The sequence below is a fragment of the Cupriavidus sp. 01L46 genome, assembly GCF_056399905.1.
The window spans coordinates 1-8092 of sequence record NZ_JBFTSF010000280.1 but is presented as its reverse complement, the minus strand read 5'-3'; the positions used below and the strand labels follow the sequence as shown (position 1 = coordinate 8092).

General features: G+C 59.2%; 8 protein-coding genes and 1 pseudogene. 4 read left to right on the top strand and 5 right to left on the bottom strand.

Going from position 1 to position 8092, the window contains the following annotated elements; genetic code table 11:
- The 4 genes and pseudogenes from AC1DS3_RS31435 to AC1DS3_RS31420 form a co-directional block, all read left to right on the top strand.
- On the top strand, positions 1-312 hold a 312-nt coding region (locus tag AC1DS3_RS31435; protein WP_477128670.1), incomplete at its 5' end, for a hypothetical protein.
- Positions 313-314: 2 nt separating this feature from the next.
- Complete coding sequence (locus AC1DS3_RS31430) at positions 315-1013, top strand: LuxR C-terminal-related transcriptional regulator (protein ID WP_441630247.1); 699 nt, start codon at positions 315-317, stop codon at positions 1011-1013.
- Positions 1014-1199: 186 nt separating this feature from the next.
- On the top strand, positions 1200-3554 hold the full coding sequence (locus AC1DS3_RS31425; RefSeq protein ID WP_441630245.1) for an ATP-binding protein: 2355 nt from the start codon (positions 1200-1202) through the stop codon (positions 3552-3554).
- 98 nt (positions 3555-3652) lie between these two features.
- Positions 3653-3868: pseudogene (locus tag AC1DS3_RS31420) on the top strand (hypothetical protein); the annotation flags it as partial.
- Between the two features lie 145 nt (positions 3869-4013).
- Here AC1DS3_RS31420 and AC1DS3_RS31415 read toward each other — a convergent pair.
- The 5 genes from AC1DS3_RS31415 to AC1DS3_RS31395 all read right to left on the bottom strand — a co-directional run.
- The gene (locus tag AC1DS3_RS31415; RefSeq protein WP_441630243.1) at positions 4014-4304 is read right to left on the bottom strand and encodes a hypothetical protein; all 291 of its coding nucleotides are present in this window, start codon (positions 4302-4304) and stop codon (positions 4014-4016) included.
- 568 nt (positions 4305-4872) lie between these two features.
- Positions 4873-5301 carry an SMI1/KNR4 family protein gene (locus AC1DS3_RS31410; RefSeq protein ID WP_477109137.1) on the bottom strand — a complete coding sequence of 143 codons (429 nt, stop codon included), beginning with the start codon at positions 5299-5301 and terminating at the stop codon, positions 4873-4875.
- Between the two features lie 76 nt (positions 5302-5377).
- Positions 5378-6055 (bottom strand): hypothetical protein, encoded by a 678-nt coding sequence (locus AC1DS3_RS31405; protein ID WP_441630239.1) that lies wholly within the window; start codon positions 6053-6055, stop codon positions 5378-5380.
- A 214-nt stretch (positions 6056-6269) separates the two neighbouring features.
- Positions 6270-7496: a fimbrial protein gene (locus tag AC1DS3_RS31400; RefSeq protein WP_477128669.1), complete on the bottom strand. Its 1227-nt coding sequence runs from the start codon at positions 7494-7496 to the stop codon at positions 6270-6272.
- A 226-nt stretch (positions 7497-7722) separates the two neighbouring features.
- The coding region (locus tag AC1DS3_RS31395) for a GLUG motif-containing protein (RefSeq protein WP_477128668.1) at positions 7723-8092 on the bottom strand (370 nt) is incomplete at its 5' end.

The following is an 8092-nucleotide window of genomic DNA, read 5'->3' as shown; positions in this document are numbered from 1 at the left end:
TGGCCATTCCTTGCCACTACCCGCAGGAGGATTGGCTTGCTGTCAGGCGCGCTCGTCTTGAAGCAGGGGGCGAAATATGGCCACACCATTCTGTTCATCGCTAATTGCCGTGCCGCCATTGCGCGGCTGGAGATTGACAACCCCTTGTCACGCCAAGTACCCGAAACAATCGAAGCGAGCGATGGCMAACGTGCAGTGGATGGCGCGGTATCCCGGATACTCCTGCTCTACGGAGCGGGGGAGCACCGCACCGGGCACGTTCCGCCGGGCGCCGGATCGGTTTCACACAGATTCGTTGATCGGAGGACATAGTTGTGCCAATCAGAGTGCTACTTGCGGATGACCATTCCACGTCGCAGAAAAAGCTGCGCCAGGTGTTAGCGCTGATGGATGAAGTCGAGATCGTTGGAGAACCCGTGGATTCCGCCGAACTGATGCAGCGGCTGGGCAGAGCCAGGGCCGATGTCCTGCTCTGCGCCTTTTATCGTCCGGGCGGGCGACATAACGACAATATCGCATTGCTGGATCTTCTGCATGGCACCTGTCCTCGCTTAAAGGTCGTGATCATCACGAAGGTATCCAGCCCGTTGGTCCTGCGAGCCATGATCGTCTCGGGCGCCCATGGCCTGCTGCTGAGTAGCGATCCTGCAAGGGAGATCGCGGGTGCCATCCGGGCTGTCGCGCGAGGGCGAATGTACATCGCGGCATCGGTGCGCAGACTGATGGCTCACTCGCGGATGGCCGAGGAGCCGATCGACGTCTTTGCCAACGACTGCATTTCAGCACGGGAGACCGAAGTCCTGCGCCGCTATACGCGAGGCATGACCGTCGGTGAGATCGCCACGGCACTGGGCCGCAGCGTCAAGACCGTGAGCACGCAGCGCATCACAGGCATGAAAAAGCTGGGACTCGCAAACGACCGCGAGCTGTATGAGTACGCATTCGCATTTCGGTTTGCCCCTGCCAACGAGGATACTGCTGCGATGGAGACAGTCAGTTCGCTGCGCGGATAACGACGCTCCGGGGTCTTGCCAGCGGGATTGCGGGAGGTCTATGGAAAATCGCTGCTGAAATCGAAGATTGAGAATTGTCCGATAGGAAAGGCTTCCGATCGACGGCACTATTCGATCATGCATTCCCATCGACTTCGTGCTGGGCGCCGTAGCGTCAAGATATCGCCGCCGCGCGTAGCCGTTGTGATGCTATATCTTCTGGCTGCGACGTTGCTGCTGTGCGCGGGTATGGCCGCGGTGTTGTACCTGGAGTCTCAATTTGAGAGAAGTATTTCTGCATATCGGCGCCAGATGAATGCTGCGGCGTATAACGCGCAGGTTTTCCTGGGGCGACGTAGTTCGCTGCTGAGATCCTTGATCGACTCCATATCCGAAGGCAGCGGCGAGGCTGTCGCGTTGCCAACAAGCGAGGCACATCACGTCGAAGGGATTTCCCTCGCCATCGATCGGCAAATCGGGAAGAGCTGGACCTTGTATGTTACTGAACGGGACAGGGATGCCATCGCGCGCTCAGGCGCCCATCTGGTCTACTGGACCGCCACCCAGACCGCTCAAGTAGGGCTGGAGGGCAATCGCCGTGGAATTCGGGAGGCTCTCTCGCCTGAGGTGACGAACATCCTGGTTGCGCGGCACGCGCAACCGGCTGACGCCAGGTCGATTATCTGGGCCAGCGATCGTATTCATCATCGTCTTTATATGTTTGGCCGGGTCGATCCTGGCGAGAAGACAGCCGGCTGGCTTGGATTGGCCTTGGACAATGTCGAGCCGGGTCTCCTGCTGTCCAAGCCTGGCCTGAGCTATATGCTGCTGGACCGTCATGACAACGTTGTTCTCGAACGCGCGGAAGATGCCGAATTTAGGCATGATCTGGCGAGAATGACGCGCGAGGATGCGTTTATTCGATACGGAATGGGCCCAATACCCAAGTACCTCACGCTCAGCAAGGCGGTAGGCGACGACGGCTGGCGCGTTGTTTATTTCATTTGTGCGAGCGCGTTGCTGAAGGCGTGCATGCCGGCCATCCGGCTGGCACTGGGGGGCTTCCTTCTGCTGATCATCGGCGTGGGCATCGGCATTGTGTATATCAATCGGCACCAGATACTGCCGGCGCGGCGGCAATTTGACAGCCTGATCGAAAGCGAAGCGTTTAGCCGATCCATGATCGAGGCGGCACCGGTGGCATTGTGTGTGCTTCGCCGCCGCGACGGCAACGTGCCGCTTGCCAACGGATTGGCGCGAAGCTGGTTTGATCCCGACGTCTCGTGGCGCGAAGCCGCGCTGTCCAAGGACCGCCATCCGAGCACCGGGAGGGAGCTGGTGCTGCATGACGGCCGCAGCGTCTATGTGTCTTTCGCGTCAGCGCGCTACCAGGGCGAGGACGTGGTGATCTGCGCGTTCAGCGACATCACGGCCCGCAAGGAAATGGAAGCAGCAACGCAGCTAGCCATTCAACGGGCGGAAGCCGCCAATGAGGCCAAGACCGTTTTCCTGACCACCATGAGTCATGAGATTCGCACGCCGCTCTATGGCATTCTGGGAACACTTGAGCTCCTGGCCTTGAGCGGCACGTCAGGGCAGCAGCGGGAGTACATCAAGGCCATCGAAAGGTCCTCGGAATCGCTATTGCAGGTAGTGGATAACACGCTGGACATATCGAGGATCGAAGCCGGGAGCCTGATGCTCGAACCGGCGGCATTCTCGCCGCTCGACCTGACGGAAGACGTGCTTTCCTCGTACGCCGCACGCGCGGAGCGCAAGGGCCTGCTMATCTACGCCTGTATCGATGCAGACATTCCCGGGCGCTTACTTGGCGATGCCGTTCGCGTGCGCCAGATCCTGAACAACCTTCTGAGTAACGCCATCAAGTTCACGCAGATGGGCCGGGTGGTGCTGCGCGCGCAAATGGTGGCGACCCGGCCGGAAGGCGTCGAACTGATGTGGCAGGTGGCGGACACCGGCATCGGCATCGCCGCGCAAAGCCAGGAGCACATCTTCGAGTCGTATTATCAGGCGAGCGGTAGCCGGCAGGCGACAGCCAGCTCGGGACTCGGACTTTCGATCTGCCACCGGCTTGCCCAGTTGATGGGCGGCGCTATCCAGGTGGTAAGCGAGCCTGGGCTCGGAAGCCTCTTCTCGGCTACGCTGCCCTTTTCGTTGTCCATCGATGCACCGGATATCGTGATGCCTCAACTTCGGCCCGGCGTGGTGTACGTGCGCTCGGACGTGAGAGAGGTCGCCACGCATCTGTGTGCCTGGCTACGCCGTTGGGGTGCCGTCGCACAGCCTTACTCCGAAACGCAGGGTGGCTTGCATCGGGACGACATATTGATAGACGTGCTGCCAACGACGCGCAGTGAGATCCCCTGGACGGGTCCTAGGGTGCTGGCGAGACCGTTTGGCCCCGATCATCCACAGAAGACCGGGGATGGCTGGCAGGTGAACAGGTATAGCGTGCGAGCGATCGGCCTTGCAGTCCAGTTTGCGCAGAACGATGTCGACGAAAGCGGCTCATCACGCCCAGGCACCCATGGCTCGCGCTAACCTGGCATGACGTTGGCAACGGATTGCCATCCAATCCGCCCAAGATAGGCCGCTAAAGGGGGCTGCAATGGATCCGCGCGAGGCCTTGGCAGACGACGAGATTTGAACGACCCAATCGGCTCTGGGTTTCGGATTTCACCTACGTCTCTACTTGGCAGCGCTGGCTGTACAAGGCCGAATCGATCCATCGCCGTACCCCCAGGAAGACCAAAGAAACAGTGGAATTGGCCACCCTGAATTGGGTGGCCTGGTTCCACGATCATCGATTGCTCGAGCCGATCGGATCTACCCCACCAGCCGAAGCCAAGGTCAACTTACCAAGCAGGCCATATCGGCCTGACTCAAACCAACGGGCCTCCACGAAACTCGGGGCGGTTCAGTATTCGACCTCACCCGCCAGCCCCATCCTGGCCGTGGAGGCCAGATCAGCAGGCCGTCAACGCGTGGCGCACCCGCCCATTATCCATCGCCACCCTCCTCCTCATCGTCCAGCGCAGCCAACTCGCTCAGCACCAGCGTTTCATGCGCGAGCACGGCCGCCAGCGAAAGCAGATGGCTTTGCGTTTCTTCGGTGATGTTGCAGAAGGAGCCACCAGCAGCATTCTCAACAGCCACCGAAAGCAGCGCGTTGAGTTGCGCGGTCTTCTCGGAGGCGAGGCTGAGCGGGCTTTCGGAAGGGGCGTGGGCCGTGAGGAACGTGTCGCGCCCGGCGCGTTGGGCGGTGATGTTGTAGTGCGGGTACCTATGCATCGGGCGCCCTCCGTTGGGAGGCGCGCAGGCGCTGGCAGAGATTGGCTGGCTTGGGAGGTGCGATTTGCCCGGGATGGGCGAGCGAAGACTGGGGCATGGATGTGCCTCCTTCTCAAGCGATTTCGACCCCGTTCCCCGCTGTCAAACGGGGTGGGCGGGCGCAAGGCAGGGTTGACAGCCGGAAAGAAGGAACCGGTGAGCTCGAAAGCTCCCCCGCCCAGGCCCGCCCGTAGGGACGCGCAAAGGCATGACGGACAAAGGCCGTATAGTGGCACATGTCCGCGTTCTTAACAGGCTGTCAAACCCGGTCGCTGTGGTTGCAACGACCTGCGCAGTATAAAGGCACAAAGTACGCTCCGAACCACCCGCTACAAAAAGTCACACTGCTACGCCATTGGTGGGCAAAAAAACCGCTCACCAGCCGGTTGAAGCTGTCCCGGATGAAGCGCGCGCCCGTGCCGTTGGTCACGCGAGGTCACGCGATTGGTCAGGTTGCCGCGCTCGCCCCAGCTGTAGTGGGTGCCGGCATATGCCTTGAGCAGGTTGTCCAGCGACTGCAGAATCTACGCTATGCGGGGCGTCCTGGCATCGTCAGGAATGATGGGAAGCTGTCGGAATCTTGAACCATCTCACCGGTCTCGTGTGACCATCGAACGACGACGGGCTCTCCAGCACCGCCTAGCTTCGCATAGTCGAAGCAATAGTAATCCCCTGATCCGAACTCCGCGAAAGGCAGCAATTGAGAGAAGTCAATTGATGTATCTCCAAAATTGTCCAGCCATTCCTTCCATCCCTCATTGAAATGACGGACTATGGATTCCCATGTCTTTCTCGGATCGCGGGAATCGAAGACGGGAAACACGGTCAATGCACCCAAGGATCTCCCATTGTTTACTAAAATCCAATCCGAGAAAGACCTAGGTAGCGTACGTCCCAATTCTGTCTCGGCAGCACGAATAGCATCTATAGATGTTCCAATTACACGAGCTTTAGACATCGTTCCTCACTTTACGGAAGTTCCCCCGATTTCGGCAGACCAAGCTTGCCCTTCCCAGGAGAACCGGCCGAGTCATTTATTTCCTCGTCCAAAGGGGCGTAGTACTTGACGTTATCTCGGCCAGTTGACCTTCACTGTCGTAGCGATAGAACCATTCATCTTCGCCGGGCCACCCTTTGGCAATGGCTCGGCCGGACAGGATCTTCCCGATGGAAGCGTACTTGTAAAGAAATACGGAAAAAGTGTCGCCGACACCGACCCCAACGTAAACTATGTCGCCGTCATCAAGTTGAAATAGCCTTCCCAAGCCGATCAACCTGGACTCGCGTTTATCTGGACGATCCATCCCTTTAAAACCAACTGTACGAATCTCCGAGAAGCCGTCACCGTGGTCGTATAGCGTCGCCTGGATCGCCTGGATCCCTCTTTGCCCAGGAAAAACGGTAATAATATGGCTGCCGCCATAAAAACCAGAGCAATATTTCCCCAGCACACGTGCCTCTTCTACGCTTGCGTATTTTTTCTTCATCAATCGAGGCGATGAAAACCCCATACGCTCCGTTTCATGTGGCAGGTGCTCAAAATAATCGCCATCAGAGAATTTCCATTCGCCCACCAAATCGCAACGCGCCAAAAAGGAATTGTACAATCCGGTTACATCGAACCCCTGAAATTCTTTTCTTAGATCATCAAGAGTCGAACGCACGTTGGAAATATCAAGCAACATCATCATCCCCATCATCAACAGCAACACTTATACGTTGCTTTCCATTGGCCACCTTCCATCCTATACCCACCACCACGTTTCTCGACACCCTTAATCGGAACGCAGACCCGCAACACTGGCGAAATCGTCCACGTTCATGCCGAATTTGGCATCGAAACCGGGTGAGGTGGCTCCTCGAATTCATCTGATGGCACGCGTAGGGTCAGATCGGCGTTGCCACCCTGGTTTCTGGACACCATCCTCAGGGGAAAGTGAAGGTGAATTCGGCAGAGCCTCCCGCATAACCGGCCTTCACCTCGGCGTCGCCACCGGTGCGGATGTACTGCGCCGACAGCGGAAGCTTCGCGGTCCTACCCGGCTTGTCGAGCGTCATCTCGTACTTCTTGGCAACGCCCGGATCGCCATAGGCGATGCGCTCCCGGCTGCCATCCTCGCGCGTCATGATGATGCCGAACCCCTGGGCCAGGCTTTGCCCGCCCGGCGCACTGAGCCGCAATACCGTCTTGTCCGCACTGGGGGGCGTGGCCTTGTCCCTGAAGCTGATCGTKGGCTTGGCGTTGGCCGCGCAATTGCTCAGGGCGATTTCGAAGTGCTTCGGCGGGGAGGTGTCGTTGAGCCTCTTGAACCGATCAATGGGAATACTCCCCAGATTGACTGGAATGATCTGATTGGCCACCACATCGCATTTGTTCGGAATCGGGGGCKGAGGGCCACCGCCGATGCTGACGAGACCCGTGCTGTCGTAGGTAATGGACTGATKGCATCCCGGGCCCAAGGTGGGCACCTGGAACGTGYTGCCCAAGCTCACCCCCACCGATTTCAGAATATCCGCTGCGTAGATCTTCACCTGGAGACCACCCGCAACATTGGTCACCTTGATCTCGCCCGCGGCGAGCGCATTCGGGTCCTTGGTCAGCACCAGGTACTGTTTGTAGCTGGCGATGGTGGACCCGGTCTGTATCCCCAGATTGGGCTGAAACAAGACGTTGATCTTCTCGACGGCAAGCGGGTCGATTTCCTTGCGCAAGGTCCTGGCGACACCGTCCGACGATAGCGCTTCCCACTTGAAGCCGATGCCGTCAATATTCGTTGGCACAATGCCATCCGCTCCGATGGGCGGCCCGAACCCCATTGCCCAGTGCGCGCCCGTGACCAGCTCGTGAGCGACCACTGCCGGCGTCGAACCAAAGGTGAAGACCGTCGACAATGCGAACCGCCGTTCCATCAGGATCGTGCCGATGGCCGTACTGCTGGTCAGGGGATTGGTTACCGTCCACGGCTGGATCTCCTGCGGATTGGGGTTCGCGCAGTTGGTGGCCACGCGGTTTTCAAATTGTGCCTGGGCGCTGCCGCTCGCCAGCCCCAGCATCAGCATCAGCATCAGCACGGCAATGAACAGGCGTACCGATTGGCGCGCCGCCCGTGCAATCCCCGGCAGCCCGGCGATAGGCAGTACATTCGTATTCATGCAGCTCTCCATCTCCCCACCCCTGTCTCCCCAGCCTTTCGAGGCGGCGTCAAAATCCATGGTGCGCGCGGCCAGCAGGACCCGCCACCTGCGCCACCAGCAACGCATATCCGTCCTTGTGTTCCATGCCGCGGTACTGAAATGCCCTTGCATGCCATGCCGAAACACGGCATGCAAGGTACAAGGGGCCTGCTAGGCAGGCAGGCCAGTGGACTGCTTCAGCACCTTATTGAATGATGGTGCCGTAGTTGATGCCGGCCTGCGGCAGCAGGGCAGCATTACCGGAAACCCGGTTGCCATACATGGAACCGAAGTTCACACCGACCAGGCCACCAAAGTTCTGGGAGTAGTTCGGCACGAAGCTGACCTTGCCGCTCGCCGTCGAGTAATTGACTTCGCCCTGATTCAGGCCAATCAGGCCGCCCATCGTCACATAGCTGCCGCCGCTTACCGTGCCGGAAGCCGACGAAGCGCGGACCGCACCGTGGTTCTGGCCGACCAGGCCACCCACCACGCTGCGGCTTTCACCCTTGACGTTGCCGCTGGCCATGCCCGACACGATCGCGGTTCCGTTCGTGGCGACGTTGGTGCCGACC

Coding starts and splice junctions, on each gene's coding strand:
- AC1DS3_RS31415 (WP_441630243.1), bottom strand. CDS start 4,304: ATGCATAGGTACCCGCACTACAACATCACCGCCCAACGCGCCGGGCGC.
- AC1DS3_RS31410 (WP_477109137.1), bottom strand. CDS start 5,301: ATGTCTAAAGCTCGTGTAATTGGAACATCTATAGATGCTATTCGTGCT.